Below are 22,108 nucleotides of genomic sequence, written 5' to 3'. Positions count from 1 at the left end.
TGCACCATGCTTGAACAATTTGTCACGGTCTTGCCGGGGACACTGGCCCCGGCCCTCCTGGTCATGGTTTTCAGCGTGCTTCTAGGGGTTGGCGAGGGCCGCGATCGGCCCCGCTCCTCCTCCTGGCGACTGATTGGCCTGGGGGTCGGCGTGCTGGGGGCGTTGGTCTTCGCCCTCCTGCGCGCCACCGTGATCATCAACCGCCGGACCATGGTCAACTATCCGACCCTGGTGGCTTGCGTTCTGGCCGATCTGGCGGCCATCGCGGTAGTGCTGGCCGCTGACCGGCTGGTTTCAGACTGGCATCGCCGCCCCTGGGCCATGGATCTGGCCAACGCTCTGGCAGCCCTGGCCATAGCCCTGACCGCCTTCCGTGCCCTGCCTGATGTCATCCTGCAGCTTACGGCCTTTGTGGAGCCGGGGGAGCCGGTGCTGACCTCGGCCATGCTCCTGCGGGCCCTGGGTTTCCTGCTCGGCCTGGCTGCCGCTGTGACGGTGGCTGCCATTCTGAGGACCATGCATGCCTCCTGCCCCCGGGTAGCCTTCCGTCTGGCCGCCCTGCTCATGGTGGTCCTGCTGCTGGTCCGGCACGGCGTAGCCCTGGTGGCCCTGATGCAGACGACCGGCCTGGTTCTTCTGCACGGCTGGACCTTCCGGATCATGGCCCTGGGTTACAACGCCGACCTGATCCTGGTGCTTGCCCAGGTTCTGGTCTTCATCATTCCAGTCCTGGCCTGCCTGGTCGCAGGCTGGCGCATGCCGGTGACCGGAGCCTCCACGGCCGACGACCGCAGCCATCGGGCCTTCCGCCGAAGGGCCCTGGCATCAGCGGTCTGGAGCCTGGTGGCCATGATCGGCGTCACCTTGGCCCTGACGGTGGGTACCGCCAAGGCCCACCAGGTGCCTGTGCTCTCGCCTCCGGAGAAGTATTCCTTGACCTCCGATACGGCTACCATCCGTTTCTCCCAGGTGGAGGATGGCCACCTGCATCGATTCAGCTACCGGGCCAAGGACGGCACCGAGATGCGCTTCATCATCATCCGCAAGAATGGCGCCGCCTACGGGGTAGGGCTGGATGCCTGCGATAATTGCGGGGATGCGGGCTATTACGAAAAAGACGGCAAGATTATCTGCAAGAAGTGCGACGTAGCCATCAACCTGGCCACCATCGGGTTCAAGGGCGGCTGCAATCCCGTTCCCTTGCCTTACAAGACAGGCCGGGGGGCCATACTGATCAGCACCGCCGATCTGGATGCTCTGTCCTCGCACTTCAAGAGCTGAGAGAGGGAAGGAGCGGTTGTTATGTTCTTCATGCGAATGATGCTGCGGTCATTCAGCCGCCAGTTCGGGCGAAGAATGCTCATCGCCGTCACGGTCTGCCTGTCTGCCTGCGTGGCTACGGCCATGCTGGGGGTGGTCTTCGACGTAGGTGACAAGCTCAACGCGGAACTGTCCACCTACGGATCCAACATCACGGTCCAGGCCAAGGCGGATGCCGTGGTCTCCGACCTCTACGGCGACCAGGAGGGCGGCCCCTCAGGCGATGAGTCAACGCCGACCGCCTTCCTCAAGGAGTCCCAGGTGCCCAAGATCAAGACCATCTTCTGGGCCTACAACATCACTGACTTTGCCCCCCGCCTGGACCTTCGCGGCACTGTGGACCAGGCCGCCGCCCCCCTGGTGGGCACCTGGTTCGGCCGGACCGTCAAGGTCGACAGCGGTGAAAGCAGCACCGCGGGCCTGAAAGGTCTTCGGCCCTGGTGGAAGGTTCAAGGTCGCTGGCCCAAGGATGAGGCCGTATCCGGCGGCAAGTCTGAGGCCATGATGGGCAAGGAGCTGGCTGCACGACTGGGTGGCCGTCAGGTTGGCGACCAGGTCAAGGTCGGCCTGGGTAATCAGCAGCGGACCGTCACCATTGTGGGCATCTTCGATTCCGGTGATGCTGATGCCTCCTCCCTCTACCTGCCTACCAAGCCGTTGCAGGAGATGTCTGGCCTGACCGATCAGATCGACCAGGTGGAGGTCAAGGCCCTGACCACGCCCGAGAACGACCTGGCCCGCAAGGCCGCACGAAATCCTGCTGCCCTCTCCCAGGACGAGTGGGAGACCTGGTACTGCACGGCTTACCCGTCCTCCATCGCCTACCAGATCGAGGAGGCCATCCCCGGGTCCATGGCCAAGCAGGTCAGACAGGTGGCAGCCCTGCAGGGCGATGTTCTGCAAAAGACCCAGGCGGTCATGATCCTGATGACTGTGCTCAGCCTGCTGGCGGCAGCCATCGCCGTGGCCAATCTGATGGCATCCTCCATATCCGAGAGGTCCTCGGAGTTTGCCCTGCTCAAGGCCTTGGGCGCCACTGACGGGGCCGTGTCCCGACTGGTGCTGGCCGAGACGGCCCTGATCGCCTTGGCCGGGGCACTGGTCGGCGCTCTGCTGGGCTCCGGAGTGGCCCAGATTGTGGGCAGAGTGGTCTTCGGTTCGGGCATCACCATGAGGCCCATGGTTTTCGTGCTGGTCTTCGTATTGCTGGCCCTGACCGTGCTGCTGGCATCCATCTCGTCCATCAGATCGATTCTGCGGCTTCGGCCGGCGGAGGTGCTTCATGGCCGCTGATCGCCATACAAGCCATATGACCAACACTCGTATGTTCCTGACCATGCTCTTCGGGGCCGTCTTCCGCCGTAGGGGCCGGGCCCTGATGGCCGTGGTGGCCTCCCTGGTGGGTGCGGCCACCCTCTTCTGCCTGGCGGCGGTCTGCATCGAGGCCCCCAGGCAGATCAACCAGGAGATGCGCTCCTACGGAGCCAACCTGGTTGTCTCGCCCATCCAGGGGCGCAACCGGTCCGGCTCCGGCATCGAACAGGGCATGGTGGACCACACTACTCATATGGTGACCGCCAAGGCCCCGGCCCGGTATGCCACCTATCGATATGAGACGGTGCAGGTCAATGCCGGGGCCCGCGAGATGGCCGGCATCCACCCCGACCAGGTCCGTCAGCTCAACCGTCACTGGAGTGTGGAGGGATCCTGGCCGCAGGCCGGTTCAGTCATGGTGGGGCGGGATCTGGCAGATTCCCTGGGGCTGACCACCGGCAAGCAGGTGACCATCGGCTATCCGGCCGGGCAATCCACCGTCACGGGCAAGACCGGAGGGCAGGGGCGAGACTTCCGTGTGGGGGGCATCGTCGATACCGGCGGTCCCGAGGATCGCATCATCTACGCCGACCTGACCGATCTGGAGCTCCTGACCGGGGACAAGAGGGGTACCGATGTTATCGAATACTCGGTCAACACCATGACGTCTGGCCTAAAGACCATCGCCAACGACATCAACGACATGACCTCCATGGGGGTCAAGGCCCGACCGGTCACCAGGATCACAGCGGGCGACAGCCACACCATCGCCATGCTCCAGTCGCTCTTCTGGCTGGTTTCGGTGGTGGTGCTGGTCCTGACCTTTGTGGGCGTGGGGACCACCATGGCCTCCATCGTCTCCCAGCGGCGCAGCGAGATCGGCCTGCGCAAGGCTCTGGGCGCCTCCTCGCGGGGGATAGCCATGGAGTTTCTGGCTGAGTCGGCCTGCTACGGATTGGCAGGAGGTCTGATCGGCACCGCCTTGGGTTATGGCTTCGCCCGGCTGCTCTGCCTGTCCGTCTTCCAGCGGCCGCTGGGCTTCAACTGGTGGCTGGCCCTGGGCACGGTCCTGCTGAGCGTGGCCATATCCATGATCGCATCCATCCGGCCGGTGCTCCGGGCTTCGCGTATCGACCCGGCCCTGGTTTTGAGGGAGGAATGACAATGACGCAGGCAAAGGCGAACGAGTCCCCGTCGGGCGGCGGCATGCTGCTGGATCTGGACCATGTATCCAAGATCTACGGCGATCTGCATGCCCTGGACGATTTGAATCTGAGCGTCCCGCAAGGTCAGTGGCTGGCCGTGGTGGGGTCATCCGGCTCAGGCAAGACCACGCTGATGAACATTCTGGGTTGCATGGACACGCCCAGCCGTGGTTCGGTCCGCCTGCAGGGGCGGCCGTTGGAGGATCTGAGTCAGTCCCAGCTGGCCGATGTGCGCAAGAACGTGATCGGCCTGGTCTTCCAGAAGTTCTACCTGGTCCCGCATCTGACCGCCCTGGAGAACGTCATGGTGGCCCAGTACTACCACTCAGTGGTGGACGAGGACCAGGCCATGAAGGCTCTGGACCGGGTGGGTCTGGCGGATCGAGCCCGACATCTGCCCAGCCAGCTTTCGGGCGGCGAGCAGCAGCGGGTCTGCGTGGCCCGGGCGCTGATCAACGAGCCCAAGCTGATCCTGGCTGACGAGCCCACTGGCAACCTGGACGAGGCCAACGAGCGGATCGTGCTGGACCTCTTCCGGCAATTGCATGACCAGGGGACCTCCCTGATCGTGGTCACCCACGATGCCCTGGTGGCCTCCTGCGCCCAGCGGGAGATCATGCTCAACCACGGTGTGCTGGCCGGCGAACAGTGGAATGATGAGGAGGCCAAGCGGGCCTACCTGGCAGCCGGAGGTCGTCCGGCATTCAGTGGTGCTCCTGGCGATTCCGGGGACCAGGATATTCCGGTGGGCTTCCACGACCCCACCAAGACGGCCAAGACCGGCGGCACCCTGCCGGGATCGGCTGCTGATGCAGAAGGAGGGCGTTGAAATGGCCACAAGCAGGTCTCGGGGACTGGCCACGGCCTCGGCAACATTGGCGACCCTGGTGGCGGTGGGCTCTCTTTTGGGCGGCTGCGGAAGCCAGCAGGCCAAGCCCATGGACGACGAGTTCGCCGGGTCAGGCGCAGAGTCTAGCTCTGCTCCAGGGTCAGCGGAAGGATCCGGCGCGGCGGGCGAGGGCAAGCCTACGGCCGTCTCGCGTGATGGGTTGCCGGCCGCTCCGGCCGACACGGGCAACTATCACGACGGCACCTACGCTCTGACGGGCAAGTACGGACATGACGGGGCCGACACCATCGATGTGGATCTGGATCTGTCGGGAGGGCAGGTGAGCCGGGTCCAGGTCCAGGGGCATTCGGACTCGCCCATTTCACGCGGTCACATGGAACGCTTCGCCCGGGCTGTGCCCGGTGTGGTCCAAGGGCGTCCGCTCAAGGACCTCAAGGTGGAGAAGGTGGCCGGGGCCAGCTGGACCTCGGACGCCTTCAACAAGGCACTGGACCTGGCCCGGCTGGAGGCTTCGGCGGACAGATCTTCCTGAGAACCGGGCTGCACGGGTGGCAGAGACAAAAAGGGGCGAGGATTCGATTCCTCGCCCCTTTCTTCAGATCAACTAGCGATCCCACCAGGGCCGCAGCGGGTAGGTGTCCGTGCCGGTCTCGGGATCGGGCTTGATGCACTGGAACTGGTGTATTTGAATGTTGTCGAGCTCGAAGTTGAGCCGCGCGCCGGCCATGTACAGGCCCCAGAGACGCGCCTTGGGCTCGCCCACCATGGGCTTGGCCTGGCCCCAGTGCTCCTGGAGGTTCTCAGTCCAGTGCTTGAGGGTCAGCGCATAGTGCTGGCGCAGGTTCTCCTGGGTGATGACCTCGAAGCCGGTGTCCTGGATGGCCAGTTCGATCTCGGCCGGGCTGGCCAGCTCGCCGTCGGGGAAGATGTAGCGGTCGATGAAGCCGCCGGCCCGCTTGTGGTCATGGGAGTTGGTGCGGGTGATCTGGTGGTTGAGCAGGATGCCGCCCGGACGCAGCTTGTCCATCATCTCCTTGAAGTAGGAGGGGTACTGCTTGTAGCCCACATGCTCCATCATGCCGATGGAGCAGATTCCATCGAATCCGGACTCGGGCACGTCGCGGTAGTCCATCAGCCTGACCTCGGCCAGATCCTGCAGGCCCTCCTGACGAATCCAGTTCTGAGCCCACTCGACCTGCTCCTCAGCCAGAGTCACGCCGATGACGTGAATGCCGCGGCGGGCGGCCGCGATCTCCATGGAGCCCCAGCCGCAGCCCACGTCCAGCAGACGGTCGCCCTTGTTCAGGTGCATCTTGTCCAGGACCATGTTGAGCTTGTGCCACTGAGCGTCCTCCAGGCTGTCGTCCTCCTTCTCGAAGACGGCGCAGGTGTAGGTCATGGAAGAGCCTAGGAAGAGCCGGTAGAAGTCGTTGGACTGGTCGTAGTGGTAGCTGACGGTGGCTGCGTCGCCCCGGCGGGTGTGGGGACGAATGCCCTCAGTCAGTCGCTTGGCCAGGGAGGGCCCTTCGATGGCCGGCGGCTCGGGTACGCGTACCCCGTGTGAGAAGACGGCCGCAGCTGCCCGGGCCAGCTCCATCTTGCTGGGATGCTTGACGAAGTGCTTGAGGCCCATCAGTTCCTTGAGAACCTGGTAGGGGTTGCCTGGCAGCAGCTCGGGAGAATCCAGATCGCCCTGCAGGTAGGCCCGGGCCAGACCCAGGTCGTTGGGATTTTCCGTGATGTAGTACATGGCACGGGAATTCTTGACTTCCAGATGCAGCGGCGCTTGGTCCTGCCCGAAGACCGACCCATCGAAGGCGGTCACCTGCACAGGCGCGTCAGGGGTGAGGAAGAGCCCGATCATCTCGGCTACAGTCATCTTGCTTTTGGCCATGAAGCCCCCTTGTGTGACCCGGACATGACCGAACATGGCGGGTCTGGTAGTTAGTGGATACAAGTACTGTCTTCACCCTACCCCTGACACTGGTCCCTATCAGTGTCATGTTCAGTGAATTATTCCGCATGGGAAACCTTGCCTGGGTACAGACTCTTTGGTAAGGCTGAACAGGGAGGCGAGCAGGAAATGACCAGCAGCGGATCAGCGTCGGCCGGGGCAGATGAGGCCTGGATTCAGCACACGCTTGCCAGATTGGGGCATTCGCGCTTCCGGTCCGGTTTCTCCCTTTCGGCCAAGGATCGCGCCTACGCCCGCGCCAAGGGCAGGGATACCATCGACTGCCACGCCCATGAGATGCTGGCCAAGCGTGTGGGGCCTGCCCACCCTTTGAAGGACGGCAAGCAGACCCCCTACCGCGGGCATCCGGTCTTCACGGCCCAGCATGCCACGGCCACCTGTTGCCGGGGGTGCATCGAGCGCTGGCACCGCATCCCGCGCGGCCGGGCTCTGACCGATGCAGAGGTTGATGCTCTGGCCAGGCTGGTCATGGCCTGGATCGAGCGCGATTTGGTCAATCATCCGGTCCGTCAGGACAGGCGGACCGGATGATTCGTTCAGGAAGCTTGCTTCTGGACTTGTATGCTTGCCTGAGTCTCCAAATCAGCTCTTTCGCGCCAAGATTGAGCATAGTTGCCATAGATGGTGCGGATTCGAGTGTCGACAGGCAGGGCTGGGGACTCGTTTTCTGTGTTGGTTCCCCAATTCACCCATCCGGATTGTGGCCGCTGTACGATCTGGAAACCGCCTGATGGTTGTGATGTCAGCCATATCATGCATCGCCCGTTACTGCTGTTGAATTCTGCAGTGCAATCAGCGGCCCCTGGGAAGATGGTTTGGTCTTTCAGGGATGAGACATCAATTGCCTGACTTGGCATATGCCATGGACGCTCGTTCGCATCAGCGGTCACGTGTGCCTGGGCGGTCACCTGAGCCAAATGTTCTCGGATCTGCGCATCGGTGAGAGCGTGCTCCCAGTATGAGAACAGCCGCCAGTACAAGTCCCAGTGTGCATTGGTCAAATCTCTGTCCAGAAGATTGCGGAAGTATGCGAATCTTGCTGGTTCTTCCTGGGGGTTTTCCTGGTTCTTGGACTCGTTGATGATGGAAGCCACCTCTTGCTTCAACAGGGCTGCATAGGGATCGCCTTCTCTGTAAGGGGTGCGGTTATAGGAATCAAAGCGGTCAAAGACCAGTCCTCCTTCGCCGCTTTCAAATTCATCCCCAACTGTGATGCGATCTAGGGCACAGCGGCCGTTGACTTCAGTTTCGAAGTGATCCACATGGTATCGGCGGTCGAAAAAGTCGACATCACGGTAGAAAGTAAATTCGACCGAGAAGGATTTGCCGCGCAGCTCTGGACGGAGACCATCGGGAATGCGTCCGCTCAGCAAATAGCGGTGCATGACCGGTCCGCATTCCTCAACCGTTACGTGTGCCACCACATGCTCGGGCGGGTTGATAAGCCCATTCTCAGGGGTGAAGAATGGACCATAGAAACCGCCCAGGGCGTTGTTGCCGCTCCTAAGCAAGTCGACCTGCTCCTGCTTGCTCGTGAAGTGTCGGATTCCCCACTTGGATGCGCCTTCTCCCGATCCTGTGCCTCTGCATAGTTCAAGATCGAAGTATCCGGTATCCAGTCTGCATATGGCATCACGCTCGTGGAATGGTTGTATTAGCTTGATGCCTCCCGTGGCTTCAGACGGTTCAGATGTGGAACTAGCTGCACTTTCCGGTTCATATGATGAATCGTCAAAGACTACAATTTGGCCATCATGCGGTTCTACTATGCCCAGATAGACCGAGTTTTCAGGCGTACTCTCCCCAGCTAGGCGTTGGAAGGGGACAGTCCCTTCTTGCTCGACTTGAGCAGTCAGAATCGGCTGGTCGATTGAGCTGGGCAGACGTATGCGAATCGGTCTGGGGCCCGAGTGTGCTGGTCCGGAATAATGAATCCGATAGCGTGCGGATATATTCATGGCTGTTGCCTCCTTATGCGTCTATGCTGGCTGCTCTTCTCCTCAAGAAGGAGAATGAGAAGGAATTCTGCTTCATGCCATCAATCAGGACTGCAATGATGATGACTACGCCTTTGATCAGCTGCTGGGTGAAGAATGGCACATTCATCAGCACCAGACCGGTTGTTAAGACTCCGAAGATGACCGAACCGATGACAGTGCCTGATATGCGTCCTTTGCCTCCGGCAAGTGAGGTGCCGCCGAGTACCGTTGCAGCGATGGCATCCATTTCATAGCCATTGCCAGCCGTCGGCTGTGCCGATACGACCCTGGCGGCGAAAATGCAGCCTGCCAGACCGGCGCATAGCCCGGCGATCAGGTAGACGGACATAAGGACTGACTTGACATTGATGCCTGCCAGACGGGCGGCTTCTGGATTGCCTCCTACTGCGTAGACATGAGCTCCATACCGGGTTTTGTCCAGGACCACCCACATGACCAGATATACGACGACCATGATGATGAAGGGGATCGGTATGTGCCAGATGTACCCATTGCCGATCGCTCTAAAAGACAGATTATTGTCAACAATCGGCAGTCCGCCAGTGATCGTGTATGCCAGTCCTCTCAGGAATGTCATAGTCCCGAGAGTGACGATGAAAGCGGCCAGGTTGCAATAGGCAATAAGCAATCCATTGACGAGTCCAGCTATTGCCCCAACGATGATGCCAAGGGATACGGCAATCAAAGGATTCATGCCTGAGCGGGCTGCCAGTACAGCCACACATCCGCTGACAGCGATTGTCGAGCCTACAGAGAGGTCAATGCCGGCCGTAATGATCACCAGCGTCATGCCTGCCGCCAGGATGGCATTGATGGATATGGCCCTGGCTACGTTGAACAAATTGCTCAGCGTGCCAAAATTCGGTGCCTTTACCAGCATGAAGAGTATGAGCAGCAAAAGGACGAAGGGCATGCCGACCTTCTCCCAGATTGCCGCAATATTGACGTTTTTGCCTTTCATAATGCTTCTTTCATGTTCCAAATGACGGTTGCCGGCTTCCCGGACGATGCATACGGACGGTGGAGCGGAACCATGTGTTTGCTGTCTTATGAGTCAGTGGAGCAACTGCGGTTTGCTCACTCCGGTGGCATATGACATCACGTTTTCCTCAGTCGCCTCTGTGGCTGGAATATTGGCCACCACCTCGTTCTGCCGGACTACTAGAATCCGATCACTGACTCCCAATACCTCAGGCAAATCAGAGGAAATCATCAGGATCGCCTTCCCTGCTTTTGCGAGGGAATTGATCAAGCCATATATCTCTTGTTTGGCGCCCACATCTACTCCACGGGTCGGTTCGTCAAGGATGAGCAAGTCCGATTGCTTGAGCAGCCATCGGGCTAGAACGGCCTTCTGCTGATTGCCACCGGACAAATTGTTGATCTCGGTGTGCTCCATGGTCTGGTCGATGTTGACCTCCTGCATGATGTTCCGAACAGATGCCCGCATCTTGCCCTTGCGGAGAAGATGCATGTATTGGAACTGATCCAGCGATGAGATGGCGATATTTTCTTCGACGCTCATGACGGGGAAGATGCTCTGGGTCTTTCGGCTCTCCGGCAGGTAGGCTACTCCATGATTGATTGCTGATTTTGGAGAGTGGAAAAGAACCTTGTTCCCCTGAAGCTGGACGCTGATGGACGCGCAGCGGTCGGCTCCTATTATGGCACGCGCCATTTCTGTCCTTCCGGCGCCGACCAGCCCGGACATGCCCACAACTTCGCCGGCGTGGACGCTGAATGATACGGGCTGGTCGTCTTCCTTGATTCTAAGATTCTCGACCTTCAGAACCTCGGCGCCTTTCTGCCGGGCATCGTGCTCATAGAGTTTTTCAACCTTTCTGCCGACCATTTTGGATACGACCTGAGATTGGTCGACATGGGAGAGCTCGTCGGTCAACACAGTCTGGCCATCACGGAGTACGGTAATTCGATCAGCCAGACGCCAGACCTCCTCCATGCGGTGCGAGATGTAGATCAGTCCAGTGCCCTCGTCGCGAAGAGTGCTGATCAGGGTGAACAGCTGTTCCGATTCGGCTTTCGATAGGGAAGCAGTGGGCTCGTCCAGAATGAGTATTCGGGCCTTCTGGGCGAGGGCCTTGGCTATTTCGACCATTTGCTGTTCGCCGACGCCTAGTTTGCCCAACTCCGTATTTGGATCGATGTCCGCCTTGATGACCTCAAGCTTGCTTTTGGCTTCATCCTTGAGGCGCTTTTTGTCTATCAGACCGTACCGTGTCTTTGGCTCTTGACCCAAGGCCAGGTTTTCTGCGACAGTCATGGTCGGCACGACGTTGAGCTCCTGATGGATAATGGCAATGCCTTGATCCGTTGCCTGCTTGGGGGTTCGGATCTCAACAGGCTTGCTTTCGATGGCAATGGAGCCGGAATCGAGGCTGAGGTTGCCTGACAGGATGTTCATCAGCGTCGATTTTCCTGCCCCGTTTTCACCCATCAGAGCCAGAACCTCATGGTCATAAAGGTTTAGGCTAACGTTGTCGAGGACTGTTACACCTGAAAAGCTCTTGCAGATGTTCCGTAGCTCCAATAAGGCGGCTTTATTCTCTGACATGCTCACCACCCTTTGTACTTGTTGACGTTGTCGCGAGTGATCATTTCGCTGGGAATCAGGATGGTCGTTTTCTTGGGTGTCTTTCCTTTGACCTTGTCCTGGGCGAACTTCACGGCCTGATCAACCATGGCCCTTGGATTCTGGGTGGCTGCACCGATGAAAGGCGAACCTGCTCGCTTGAGCTCGTCCACTCCTTGTGGGCTGGCATCGATGCCTGTGACGATGATCTGGTCCTGCCGCCCGGCTTGTTCCACAGCCAGGGCTGCCCCGAGGGCAGAGGGGTCGTTCATGCCGAAGATGCCCTGCACGTCCTTGTTGGCGGTGAGCATATCGGTGGTCACTGTCAACCCTGTGGCTCTGTCGTTCTTTGAGGCCTGCTGGGCTACCACTTTGATTCCAGGGTATTTCTTGAGCGCTTGCTTGCAGCCTTTGATCCTATCGGTGATGGTTTGAATGGGTGTTCCATCAACGATTAGGATGTTACCTTTGCTTCCCAGCTTCTCTGAGAGGTAAGAGCAGGCAAGCTGCCCAGCCTGCACGCCATCGGTGGTTACGATAGCATCAGCTCCTTTGGCTGGGGTGTCTACAGCCACAACGATTATGCCTGCGTCTCTAGCCCTCTTGATTGCCGGTTGCAGGCCGCTTTCATCGACGGCGGATACGATGATCAGATCCACGTTCTGCTCGATGAAAGCAGAAATTTGGTTATCTTGGGTAGCCAAATCGAGTTGGGCGTCCTGAACGTTCAGACGTGCTCCGATTCGTTTCGCCTCCTTTTTTGCCTCCTTGTCCATGGAAGAGAAGAAGGGATTCGACATATCTTGAACCATCAGACCAATGCTTTTGATTTCAGTTCGCTTTGGTGCAGACTGCCTGTCTTCGTCGCCATTGCTGCAGCCGGTTAGAGCGAGCGATGCGGACAGAATTGCCGCCATCGCGGCGATGATTTTCTTGGATCTCATAATTTAATTTACCTTTCGCAAAACGGTCAGGCAGCCCCCGTTGGATACCTGCAACCGCACGATTCTCTGATCTTCAGTGATGCTTCAATCGTTTGGTGAATGGGTTCCATCGTCATTTGTGGTTTCCCATCCGGTTTCGAATCGTCGTCACCTCCTTTTCTGTCTTGTTTCTGATCAATCAGTGCAAGAATATGTTCAGCGGCCTTGGCGCCGATTCCATAGCTGTCTTCCGAAACCAGGGTGATGCGTGGTTTCAATAGGTCGGACCATATGAAGTCATCGAACGCCACTAGCGCCAGGTCGTCGGGTATCTTAATCGCCCTTGACTGTAGGGCAGTCATGATCCCTAGCAGTATTGGGTTGTTGCCGGCGATAATGACATCGGGCCGGAATTTATCATGATCCAAAAACTCGTCGAGTGCTTTCCTCGTGGAGAACTGATCGTTGTTGCATTCCAGAACGCGGATGGCGGCTCCGCATCGCGCAGCTGCTTGGCGGAGTCCTGATTCCCTGATATATCGGCTGTTCCAGACCGACGGGTAGATGACTAATAGCCATCGTTTGAAGTGATGCTCTGCCAAATGGTTCCCCAGTTTGTTTGAGGCATCCTTGTTATCTGTTGTGACATAGGAGAAGTCTTCGTGAGCTGATCCAGGAGTCGAATCGACGAAGACTACAGGCATCTTCCACTCCCGCAGCCGTTGCCGGGATGAATCGCTCAGTCCCAGGGTTGATATTATGCCTCCAGGGCGCGTTTCCAAGACATGCTGAAGCAGCAGGCTCTCGGCAGACTCTGAGTAGTGGCCGTCAATGGCGATGTCTGATATGAGCAGGTTTTCGCCCCTTATTTGGAATATGCTTTCGATTCCGCTAATCAGATCCAGGTAGTAGGGATTTGACATTCCTGCTGTAAGGAGACTGACTGAGTGGTGAAGTCCCTTGCGCAGATCCCTGGCATTGACGTTGGGAATGTAGCCCTTGTCTTCAGCGACTTTCAGTACGGCGGCACGTGTGGTTTTGGAGACCCCGCTTAGGTCGTTGATGGCCCTTGACACGGCATACACGGAAAGGTTCAGCTCGTCCGCAATGTCCTTCAAAGTAACGCCAGTGTGTTTCATCATCGAATCCTAAACGTTTATTATTAGCAATATAAAGATATTATCAGGTTAATTTTGTCGGGTCAAGTTATATCTGGAGACGATGGGCGATGATGGCATCTTTTTAATGGCGTCGGACCCTGTGGTCTTTTGCTGTTAACGAAGTGCTTTACTGGCTCGGGGGTATCTCTCCGGAACCTCTGGGGATCAATTCAGTAGGAAGCAGGATGTGGCGAGGTTCGGCAGTCAAGCCATTGATGCGTTCGAACGCCATGTTTGCGGCTATTCGGCCGATGTTCTCAGGATTCTGCTTGATGACCGTGATTCCAGGATCAAGCATGTCAAACATATCGGCGTCATCGAAGCTGATGATTGCTATGCTCTTTTCCAGTCCTCTTGTTCTCAGGGCGCGAATCACGCCTCGGGCGATGAGGTTTTGCCCTGCAAAGATCGCGGTAGGCCGTTTGGTTCGTGCCCTGTCTATCAGTCTGCATGTGACAGTGTATGCTTTGCATTCATCCATATCGTCAACCAGATCAATATTGCCCATCGGCAGGGAGCTCTCTTTGACGGCGGCAAGGAAGCCTTTTCTCCGCTGGCTTACGGTATACACGTTTTTCTTGGCTCCTAGGTAGGCCATGTTCCTATGCCCAATGGATAAAAGCGCCCGGGTCCCATTGATGGCACCGGCATAGTTGTCAGACATGACGGTGTCTGAAGGCAGCCCCATAGAGGTGCTGTCGGCAAAGACGACAGCCAGCCCACGACGCATTTCGGGAATCAGGTAGTCCTGTGAGCTGGCGGCTGTGACCAGGATCAGTCCGTCAATCCGCCGGCTCAGCATTTCGTCTACGGTCTTGGAGTCCCTGTCTTGATTACCGGTAAGCGCCGAGGCCAGAACCAGACTGGAGTGCTGCACGGCGACGCTGTCGATGGACCAGTGCACCGATGAGGAGAAGGGGTTGGGCCTTGCTCCCAGCAGAACCCCGAGGGTTCTGCTGCTGCTTTTGCCGCGTTTCAGATCGGCTGCATGCACGTCGGGCCGATAGTGCAGCTCCTTGATGGCCGAAAGGACGCGCTCCTTGGTCGTTGAAGAGACATAGGGCTCTTCATTGATCACACGGGATACCGTCTTTGGCGCGACTTGTGCAAGGGCCGCCACGTCCTTGATGGTGGGGTGGCTGTTCGCATTGCCGCTGTTCTGTGTCATATCTAGCATTGTCCCCCGTGAATTGACAACGGTCTGTAATTAGTATAGCTTTACATATGTCAACGTTGTCAGACAACGTTGACATATAGTCACTATGAGGTGGCGTTGGTTACGTCCAACGAAGGAGAGACCATGAAACTATCATTCGCTAAGAGGGCATGCACCTGTGCGGTGGCTGCCCTATCCTTATTTGGTTTCGGGGGGTGCGGTTCTTCGCAGCAGTCGGGCACTATCACTTGGCTCAGTGCGAGGCCTGCCAGTGAAGGAAGCATAAAAGCAATCAAGCAGATCGCTAACGAGTACGCGAAGTCGCATCAGGGTTTCAAGCTGGAGTTCCAGAATATCTCTGATCGACCTTCATATAACCAAAAGTTGAAAGTGCTGGCATCCAGTAACCGTTTGCCTGAGTTATGGGATGCGGATCCTGACCCGTACTTCGCCAAGCTTGTCAAGGACGGCCGTGCTGAAGATATTGGAAAACTCTACAAGGACATTGGCGTAACAAACCGCTTTTATCACATATCCACCAAGTACCCGACAATGGCTGATGGCAGTCTGCACCTAATGACTTTCAATGCTAATGCGGAGTACTTTTGGTACAACAAAGATGCCTTCCGCAAAGCAGGCATTGCAGAGGAGCCTAAGACCTTCGACGAGTTGCTGACAGACCTTCAGAAGCTCAAGGACACGGGCGTTATTCCGATCGCTCTTGATGGCAAGGACCAGTGGCCTTTTTATAGGTTCCTGGGGATGATTCCATACAGGGAAACCGGCAATGAGTTTCTTGCCAAACTCAAGGTCGGAAAGGAATCTATGGCCAGTCCGACTGGTCAAGCCGGAATCGCTTTCCTCCAAAAGATGTCAGCTTATTTCCAGCCTGGTTTCACGAATTCGGATGCTACCGCCACTTTGAATCTGTTCAAGAGCAAGCGTGCCGCGATAACGTATGACGGTACTTGGAACCTCCCGTCCTACGTTGACGATTCCGGCAATCTGAAATCGGACATCGGTTATTTCCGCCTTCCCATGCTTGGTAAAGGAGACAAAACTGCGCCCACGGACTTCTTTGCTAATTCAGGCATCGGCACTGCCGTCAGCAAGGGCAAGCTAACTCCTCAGCTGAAGGATTTTCTCAAATATCTATTCGGCAAATACGGTGATGTGGCTTTGAACGATTATCGGGTCATTCCTTCAGTCAAGCCCAAGGGCAGCGTTAAGACCCCACGCATATATCAGGACGTCCTGTCCGACATAGCCAAGGTCAACGATTATGCACAAGTCTGGGATGTACAACTTGATGCAAATACGGTCAGTGTGCTTGGACGACAGTGCCAAAGCCTGCTGGTGGACAATACCTCTACCCATGAGTTTGCGGCCAATGTCGACAAAGCCATCGCTCAATATAACAAGGCCAAGTGAAGACCGATATGGAAAGATCTAATCCAGCGGATTCCATCCCGCCACAGATGGTGCGTCGGAGGTGGGCCTGGCCAGGTCATCCGTCCAAGGGGAACAGAGCCATCAGTTCGGGAGCCGCGTGGCCCTATTACCTGCCTGCGGTCATCATCTTTACGCTCATAGTGGTTGTCCCTATCATCTGGTCGTTCGGCGCAAGTCTGTTTGACTGGAATGGGATAGGAGCCATGCGATTTTCTGGCCTAGCGAATTTCAAACTGATGCTGACCGATAAGGTATTCCGCGCGGCTTTCCTCAACACCATTTTCTTCACCCTTCTGGGTACCTGCGTTCAGATGCTCATGGGTTTGGTGATGGCCCTGTTGGTCTTGTGTATCGACCGATTTAGGACCATCATCAGAACGGTTTATTTCATTCCGTGCGTCATTTCCTCGGTCGCTATCAGCCAGATCTTCGCCCAGATGCTGGCTGTCAATCCGCCGGGGGTTGTGCCGGCAGTAGGCAGTCTGTTCGGGCTGGCTCCTCACGCTTTGCTCTCTGATCCTCATTGGGCCTTGGTGCTGGTGACGCTCATCGATGCCTATAAGTTCGCCGGCATATACATGGTCATCTATTATGCGGCTCTGCAGTCAGTTGATGCCGAAGTGCTGGAAGCGGCATTGATCGACGGCTGCAATTGGTGGCAACAGCTCATCTATATAAGGGTGCCTCTGATCAGGGCTGTCTTGGAGGTGACGTTGGTGATGCTGGTTTCTGGATGCTTGAAGGGGTTCGATGTCTCCTACGTGCTTACTGGAGGTGGTCCCGGTTCGTCCAGCGAGCTGGTGTCTACCTACCTGTACAAGACAATCTTCATATCCGGGAATTTTGGCTACGGCAGCGCCATCAGCATCTTCCTGGCGGTGGAGTGCCTGGTAACGCTTCTTATTCTGCGCCGCCTGTTCGGGAGAGGGGACAAAGCATGACTACGAAGCCAGGCAAGAAAACCAGGGGATTGGTATATGCGATTATTGCAGTTTTCGTTCTGGTGCAGATATACCCGATTCTTTGGGTCACACTCTCTTCGTTGAAAAGCCCCGATGAGCTCGCAGATACCTTGGCTTATCAACTGCCTAAGGGTCTGTATTTGGGTAATTATGTGAGAGCCTTTGCCACATCAGGTCTGCTGCGATATTTGATCAACAGCACGATCGTTGCCGTGCTGACCATTCTGGTCACCGTCATGGTCGGAGCGCCTGCGGCGTTTGCCATTGAAAAGCTGCGGTTCCGGGGGTCGGATAAGGTGCTTTCCTATTTGCTGGTAGGACTTCTGGTGCCTTCATTCGCAGCTTTGCTTCCGCTGTTCGAAGTATTTAACAAAATTGGCATTACGGACACCTATCTGGCCCTCATCATTCCGCAATTGGCTTTCAACCTGCCGATGTGCGTTTATCTGTATGCTGGATTCATGAAGGAGATACCGGATTCGTTGTTGGAGGCCGCTCGTATAGATGGAGCCGGAACCTGGCAGATCTTTTCGAAGATCGTCATGCCGCTTTCCCGCAACACCACTGTGACTGTGGCGACCTACAACTTTGTCTTCATCTGGAATGAATTCGTATTTGCCAACACCTTTATGGTTCGTAGCGATATGAAAACCCTCCCGATAGGTCTGAACGACTTTGTCGGTATGTATGGACAGACCGACCTGGGAGCCACATACTCAGCAATAGTCGTGTCTATGATTCCGACCCTCATACTCTACTTCTTCCTGAACAGACAGGTTATCTCCGGCATGGTGGCCGGAGCAGTCCGCGGGTAGAGGCGCCAGCAACAGAATTAAGGAAAATAATGAATAAGCAATTGGATATCAGTAGCGATTGGAGTGTCCTGCAAGATGTCAATGATGTTGGTGAAAGACTGAAGCTATATGAGGATCGCGACTGTACACAGGTCGGACCGCAGATATCAGAGTGGGAGCCGTTGCCGGCTCTGGAGCATCTTCAGTGTCTGTTAGATGAGCAGCCTTATTGGGGACGCCGGCTACGGTATTTCAATCAGGCGCCTTGGTGGTATCGTCGGCTCATTAAGCTTGATAATTCTGAGACGGACGGCAAGATTCTGCTGCGGTTCAGCAATGTCGATTACTTTTGCAAGGTGTGGATGAACGGGCAACTCCTTGGCTCCCATGAGGGCTACAGTGAGTCGTTCGTCTTTGATGTCAGCAATGTCGTACACTCCGGCACGAATATCCTGATGGTCAAGGTTTGGTCACCTTGGGATAGGCAGATAAGGAATGATGACGTTGAGAACCGTACCTATATGGTTGAAAGGAGATTGGTCAAAGGAACCTACGAGCATGATGACGGCCTTATAGCCCGTGACGTGAATCCCGTGGGCATTTACGGCAAGGTTACCCTATCGATTCATGAGTCTGCTTGTCTGGCTGAAGATCCGCGCCTGAGCGTGTGGATGGATGATCAGGGTCGTGGAAGAATAATCGTTAGAGGGAAAGCACTCGGTTGCGGTAATGATCATCCATCTCTGCTGAGAACCTTGGTGCGGGATCCAGTTGATGGCCGTGTGCTGCTTGACGCGGATAAGCAGGTCCAGGGATCTTTCGAGTTCAAAGCTGCCGTTGATGGCGTGACGCCTTGGTTCACTTGGGATCTGGGAGAGCCGAAGCTCTATGACATGACATTGAGCTTGGACGGCGAACAGGTGGAAAGCCGGAAGATCGGATTCCGGAATGTCAAACTTGATCGTGATGAATCGACAACCCGGTTCGTGCTTAATGGAAAGCCCCTGTATGTGCGTGGGACATCCTATTTCCCTGATGTCTATATATCTCGAATGCACAGAATGCGGTACCTGCGTGATTTGCAGGCTATCAAAATGGCTGGATTCAACTTGATCCGGGTGCATGTGCATGTCGAGAAGCCGGAATTGTACGATTTATGCGACCGCATGGGCATTGCCGTGATCCAGGATTCAGAATACAACTGGAACCAGCCCAGGACTTCTGAGTGGGCGGAAACGTTTGTACGGTTGTTTGTCAGTACCGTCAAAACCCTCGATAGACATGCCAGTGTTTTCAGCTGGATATGCCTTAATGAACCAGGCGTAGTGGATGTGCCGAAGGGCACACAGGGCACGGCTATGCAAGTGAGTCCAGGCCCTGCCATCTATCGGGAGGTCACTCGAACAGACCCGACTCGTCCCGTTATCAAAGGCTCGTATTGCGCTGATGATTTGACCAGCGGAGACAGCCACAACTATACGGGATCGTTGGATACTCCTCCCACGTCGTATACGTTGATTGACGGCACGAAAGAGAAGTTCAATACAGAATTTGGTTTCGACGCCCCCGGCTACTTTGGAAATTTGAGGAATCTCGGGACATTGACAGAGCGTATAGCGGCCTTGGAGCCTTTGACAGGAACATTGCAACGTTATCAGACTGAGCTGCTCAAGTATTACATCGAGCACTATCGGTGTCAAAGAGCTGCACCCAATTGGGGATATGTACAGTTCATGTTCATAGACCTGTGCCCACAAAGCTTCTATGGGCTGTTGGATTGGTGGGGGCAGCCGAAACCTGCATACGAGGTGGTTGCCAGGATCAATCAACCCATAGGTGTTTTCCTGAATAGGTGTAGCAAAAAGATCTCTGGATTGGTTGTTGCCAATGACTCCCCCAAGGATCTAGGTCAGGTTTCCGTTACCTGGCGATTCGTGAATTCGCAAGGGTACGAGGTGCTGAAAGGAAATGCATCTATTTCACTTGCGCCTTTTTCAAGCGTTCAGATACAGGAGGTCTCACTCGCTTCACAGCAAAATGACGGCGACGATTTATCGGCTTACTTGACCCTGTGTGACGGAGAAAAAAGAGTTCTGGCATCAAACAGCTATGACAGTGTCTTCAGCCATCCTGAGCATCCGTCGGGCCATCCTGTAAGGCTCAGCCATGAGTTTGGAGTCCGCCTATATTCTGCCTGAACGGCAGTAAGAAAGTGGTGATGGAATCAAGAATCGGCCGGTGGCTTGAAATGATTTTCTTTTCAAGCCACCGGCCAAATACTTTGCGTGTCGTATTTTCGACACATCGACAGTGAAGCAGCTAAACTGTCGCCTTATTCTCCAAGGAGAAAGAGATCTCCCGTATGCAGCTTAGACATAGTCGCCTAAGCAGAGCCTGGATGTTTACGTGGCTTGACAGTGGTAGCTACTTCTTGTTTTTGGCTCCGGAGCGGGGAATGCCCAGAAGTTTGCGAGTCTCGGCAACCAGCTTTTTCGGTGTCTTGCGCACTCCGCTCTCTTCGGCATCCTTGATGATGGTCTTCACGTCTAGGTCGGGGTTGTGGTCTTGTGTGGCCACCAGGTCGCGTGCTTCCTGCCGGTTGAGCACAGTAGGCAGGGTGCCGGGCATGGGGCGTCGGGCGGTCTCCGCTAGGAAGAGCACGGTGATCAGACCGCAAGTTGAGGTGAACATGATCCAATAGGCGGGTGCCAGGGACTTGCCAGTCGCGGTCACCAGTCCTTCCATAATGACAGGTGCGGTCCCGCCGAAGACGGCTACGGCCAGGTTGTATGACAGTCCCATGCCGCCGTAGCGGGAAGCGGTGGGGAAGAGGGCCGGCAGGGTGGAGGCCAGGTTAGCCACGAAGAAGATGACCGGGATGGCCAGCAGAACCAGTCCGCCGAAGACGGCACCGGTGGTCTCATGCTCCAACAGTCGGAAGGCCGGCAGGGACAGGCAGAGTCCAGTGAAGGCCCCCATGAACAGCACCTTCTTGCGGCCAAAGCGGTCGGAGAGGGCTCCGGTGATGGGGATGCAGAAGGCCACCATGAGCAGGACCGGCAGGGAGAGCAGATTGGCCTGGGCCGTGTTGTAGTGCAGGGTGCCCGACAGGTAGGTGGGCATGTAGGCGGTCAGCGTGTAGCTCAGAGTATTGGCCGCAGCCACCAGGATGAAGGCCATGAGCAGCTCCCGCCAGTAGCCCCGGATCAGATCCAGCAGGCTCTTGTGCTGGCTCTTGGTCTTCTCGTCGCTGGCATCCTGGGCCTGACGGAAGGCGGGGGTGTCCTGGACCTTGGCTCGGAAGTAGACCGCGATGGCAGCCAGCGGCAGGGCAATGATGAAGGGGATGCGCCAGCCCCAGGCCAGCATGGCCTGCGGGGAGATGGAGAACTCCAGCAGGGAGACCAAGGCTGCTCCGAAGGCGTAGCCCAGGTAGGATCCCACATCCAGCAGGGAGGCGAAGAAGCCGCGGTGCCGGTCCGGCGAGTATTCGGTGACCATGGTCGAGGCGCCCGCGTACTCGCCGCCCGTGGAGAAGCCCTGGATCAGCTTGAGCAGGATGAGCAGAATGGGCGCCAGGGGACCGACGACCGCATAGCTGGGCAGAAGGCCGATCAGCAGAGTGGCCGCGGACATGCTCAGCAGGGTGAAGGCCAGAATGCGCTGGCGGCCGATCTTGTCGCCCAGCTGGCCCAGAACCACGCCGCCCAAGGGCCGAGCGATGAAGGTGACGGCGAAGACACCCAGGGAGAAGAGTCGCTGTACGGCATCAGATGCGTCGGACAGGAAGACACGGCCGATCGTCACTGCCAGGTAGCCGTAGACCCCCACGTCGTACCATTCCATGAAGTTGCCGACCACGGTGCCGGCGATGGCCCGCTTGAGAGTGGATCTGTCCACCACGTTGATGTCGGTCAGATGCAGGCGTTCGCTCCAGCCCCGGTGCGGCCGCTGGTTGCGCTTCTTGGCCTTGCGCTTGGCTGCGGCCTGCTGTTTCTTGACCTGCTTGGCTGTCTGCCTGTCGCGACGTTCCTGCTCATGTTCGCTGCTATCTGCAGCCGCAATTTTATCGTCCTCTGCCATTGTTCCTTCTCCGGCCACTAGGCCGTTGTTCGTCTTTTCCGCCGTTGTGATTTCCCTGTTTGCCTCTTCCTTTAGCGGTTTTCACAAAAATGCCATAAATATACAGCTTACCACGCTGTTTTCTTCAAGGTGGAATGATGTAGCCGCGCTACCGAACCCGGTAGTTTTGTATTACTGATTAACTAAATGGATACAGATTTGAAGATGAGGCCGGCGTATCTTGTTTCTGGGGTCGCAATTCAGAACTTTTTTGGCTGTTGTCGTGTACGTAGTGGTATATTCAGCTTGTCAAGAACATCGCAGGGGAACGAAAGGGGTAATGAT

The 22,108-nt window shown here is 56.7% G+C and carries 18 protein-coding genes; 10 read left to right on the top strand and 8 right to left on the bottom strand.

Going from position 1 to position 22,108, the window contains the following annotated elements; translation table 11 throughout:
- Positions 1–6 precede the first annotated feature (6 nt).
- From QRX41_RS03170 to QRX41_RS03150, 5 genes are read left to right on the top strand one after another with little or no spacing between them, the layout of a single operon-like run.
- Complete coding sequence (locus QRX41_RS03170; RefSeq protein WP_313838617.1) at positions 7–1,281, top strand: DUF2318 domain-containing protein; 1,275 nt, start codon at positions 7–9, stop codon at positions 1,279–1,281.
- Positions 1,282–1,302: 21 nt separating this feature from the next.
- Complete coding sequence (locus tag QRX41_RS03165; RefSeq protein WP_313838616.1) at positions 1,303–2,613, top strand: ABC transporter permease; 1,311 nt, start codon at positions 1,303–1,305, stop codon at positions 2,611–2,613.
- A 16-nt stretch (positions 2,614–2,629) separates the two neighbouring features.
- Complete coding sequence (locus QRX41_RS03160; RefSeq protein ID WP_313838615.1) at positions 2,630–3,796, top strand: ABC transporter permease; 1,167 nt, start codon at positions 2,630–2,632, stop codon at positions 3,794–3,796.
- Between the two features lie 44 nt (positions 3,797–3,840).
- A complete protein-coding gene (locus QRX41_RS03155) occupies positions 3,841–4,668 on the top strand; it encodes an ABC transporter ATP-binding protein (RefSeq protein WP_101433096.1) in 828 nt (275 codons plus the stop codon).
- A 1-nt stretch (position 4,669) separates the two neighbouring features.
- The gene (locus tag QRX41_RS03150; RefSeq protein ID WP_313838614.1) at positions 4,670–5,221 is read left to right on the top strand and encodes an FMN-binding protein; all 552 of its coding nucleotides are present in this window, start codon (positions 4,670–4,672) and stop codon (positions 5,219–5,221) included.
- A 72-nt stretch (positions 5,222–5,293) separates the two neighbouring features.
- Here the strand turns inward: QRX41_RS03150 and QRX41_RS03145 are convergent, their stop codons facing one another.
- Complete coding sequence (locus QRX41_RS03145; RefSeq protein WP_306221500.1) at positions 5,294–6,583, bottom strand: class I SAM-dependent methyltransferase; 1,290 nt, start codon at positions 6,581–6,583, stop codon at positions 5,294–5,296.
- Between the two features lie 189 nt (positions 6,584–6,772).
- Between QRX41_RS03145 and QRX41_RS03140 the strand changes: the two genes are divergently transcribed.
- Positions 6,773–7,195 carry a DUF4186 domain-containing protein gene (locus QRX41_RS03140; protein WP_313838610.1) on the top strand — a complete coding sequence of 141 codons (423 nt, stop codon included), beginning with the start codon at positions 6,773–6,775 and terminating at the stop codon, positions 7,193–7,195.
- Between the two features lie 5 nt (positions 7,196–7,200).
- Here QRX41_RS03140 and QRX41_RS03135 read toward each other — a convergent pair whose 3' ends face one another.
- The 6 genes from QRX41_RS03135 to QRX41_RS03110 form a co-directional block, all read right to left on the bottom strand.
- Positions 7,201–8,622 carry a hypothetical protein gene (locus tag QRX41_RS03135; protein WP_313838609.1) on the bottom strand — a complete coding sequence of 474 codons (1,422 nt, stop codon included), beginning with the start codon at positions 8,620–8,622 and terminating at the stop codon, positions 7,201–7,203.
- A 13-nt stretch (positions 8,623–8,635) separates the two neighbouring features.
- A complete protein-coding gene (locus tag QRX41_RS03130) occupies positions 8,636–9,625 on the bottom strand; it encodes an ABC transporter permease (protein WP_029676084.1) in 990 nt (329 codons plus the stop codon).
- A 93-nt stretch (positions 9,626–9,718) separates the two neighbouring features.
- Positions 9,719–11,236, bottom strand: a complete 1,518-nt coding sequence (locus QRX41_RS03125; protein WP_313838607.1) for a sugar ABC transporter ATP-binding protein — start codon at positions 11,234–11,236, stop codon at positions 9,719–9,721.
- 2 nt (positions 11,237–11,238) lie between these two features.
- The gene (locus tag QRX41_RS03120; protein ID WP_313836231.1) at positions 11,239–12,198 is read right to left on the bottom strand and encodes an ABC transporter substrate-binding protein; all 960 of its coding nucleotides are present in this window, start codon (positions 12,196–12,198) and stop codon (positions 11,239–11,241) included.
- A 26-nt stretch (positions 12,199–12,224) separates the two neighbouring features.
- Positions 12,225–13,319, bottom strand: coding sequence for a LacI family DNA-binding transcriptional regulator (locus tag QRX41_RS03115; protein WP_313838606.1), 1,095 nt, complete (start codon positions 13,317–13,319; stop codon positions 12,225–12,227).
- A 145-nt stretch (positions 13,320–13,464) separates the two neighbouring features.
- Entirely contained in the window at positions 13,465–14,505 is a 1,041-nt protein-coding gene (locus tag QRX41_RS03110; protein WP_313836227.1) for a LacI family DNA-binding transcriptional regulator, read from the bottom strand.
- A 132-nt stretch (positions 14,506–14,637) separates the two neighbouring features.
- Here QRX41_RS03110 and QRX41_RS03105 point away from each other — a divergent pair, with 132 nt between their 5' ends.
- The 4 genes from QRX41_RS03105 (at position 14,638) to QRX41_RS03090 (ending at position 19,899) form a co-directional block, all read left to right on the top strand.
- Positions 14,638–15,924, top strand: coding sequence for an ABC transporter substrate-binding protein (locus QRX41_RS03105; protein WP_313836225.1), 1,287 nt, complete (start codon positions 14,638–14,640; stop codon positions 15,922–15,924).
- A gap of 224 nt (positions 15,925–16,148) precedes the next feature.
- The gene (locus QRX41_RS03100) at positions 16,149–16,886 is read left to right on the top strand and encodes a carbohydrate ABC transporter permease (protein WP_313836223.1); all 738 of its coding nucleotides are present in this window, start codon (positions 16,149–16,151) and stop codon (positions 16,884–16,886) included.
- The gene (locus QRX41_RS03095; RefSeq protein ID WP_313836221.1) at positions 16,883–17,722 is read left to right on the top strand and encodes a carbohydrate ABC transporter permease; all 840 of its coding nucleotides are present in this window, start codon (positions 16,883–16,885) and stop codon (positions 17,720–17,722) included. The genes QRX41_RS03100 and QRX41_RS03095 overlap by 4 nt, the downstream gene beginning before the upstream one ends.
- 29 nt (positions 17,723–17,751) lie before the next feature.
- Positions 17,752–19,899 carry a glycoside hydrolase family 2 protein gene (locus QRX41_RS03090; protein ID WP_313838605.1) on the top strand — a complete coding sequence of 716 codons (2,148 nt, stop codon included), beginning with the start codon at positions 17,752–17,754 and terminating at the stop codon, positions 19,897–19,899.
- Between the two features lie 226 nt (positions 19,900–20,125).
- Here the strand turns inward: QRX41_RS03090 and QRX41_RS03085 are convergent, their stop codons facing one another.
- Complete coding sequence (locus tag QRX41_RS03085) at positions 20,126–21,784, bottom strand: MFS transporter (protein WP_313838603.1); 1,659 nt, start codon at positions 21,782–21,784, stop codon at positions 20,126–20,128.
- Positions 21,785–22,108 lie beyond the last annotated feature (324 nt).

The sequence above is a fragment of the Bifidobacterium kimbladii genome (genome assembly GCF_032193675.1).
Taxonomy (GTDB): domain Bacteria; phylum Actinomycetota; class Actinomycetes; order Actinomycetales; family Bifidobacteriaceae; genus Bombiscardovia; species Bombiscardovia kimbladii.
This window is presented reverse-complemented; position numbering and strand designations above follow the sequence as displayed.